Here is a 472-nt window from a genome sequence, read left to right on the forward strand (position 1 = left end):
TCCCGCCCGATGATATCTTTTTCTTCTGCCATATTCCTTTAACTGATTGCAAGGTCCTGCTCGACGATATCCTCCTCGATGCGCAGGTTGTCGATGATGAAGCCCTGCCGCTCGTAGGTGTTCTTGCCCATGTAGAACTCCAGCAGGTCGTGGATCGGGTCGTCCTTGGTGATGCGGACCTTGTCCAGCCGCATCCCCTCGCCGATGAATTCGCGGAACTCGTCGGGCGAAATCTCGCCCAGACCTTTGAATCGCGTGATTTCGGCGTTGGCGCCGCAGCGGGAGACGGCTTTCAGGCGTTCGTCCTCCGAATAGCAGTAGTGCGTCTCCTTCTTGTTGCGCACGCGGAAAAGCGGCGTTTGCAGCACGAACAGATGGCCCTGACGGATCACGTCGGGGAAGAACTGCAGGAAGAAGGTCATCATCAGCAGGCGGATGTGCATGCCGTCGACATCGGCATCGGTGGCGATGA

At 57.6% G+C, this 472-nt stretch carries 1 pseudogene; it reads right to left on the bottom strand.

Annotation, left to right across the window (positions count from 1 at the left end):
* Positions 1–38: 38 nt before the first annotated feature.
* A pseudogene (locus BHV64_RS05915) lies at positions 39–472 on the bottom strand (type IIA DNA topoisomerase subunit B); the annotation flags it as partial.

This window comes from Alistipes sp. 56_sp_Nov_56_25 (genome assembly GCF_001915285.1).
In the GTDB taxonomy this organism is placed as follows: Bacteria; Bacteroidota; Bacteroidia; order Bacteroidales; family Rikenellaceae; genus Alistipes; species Alistipes shahii.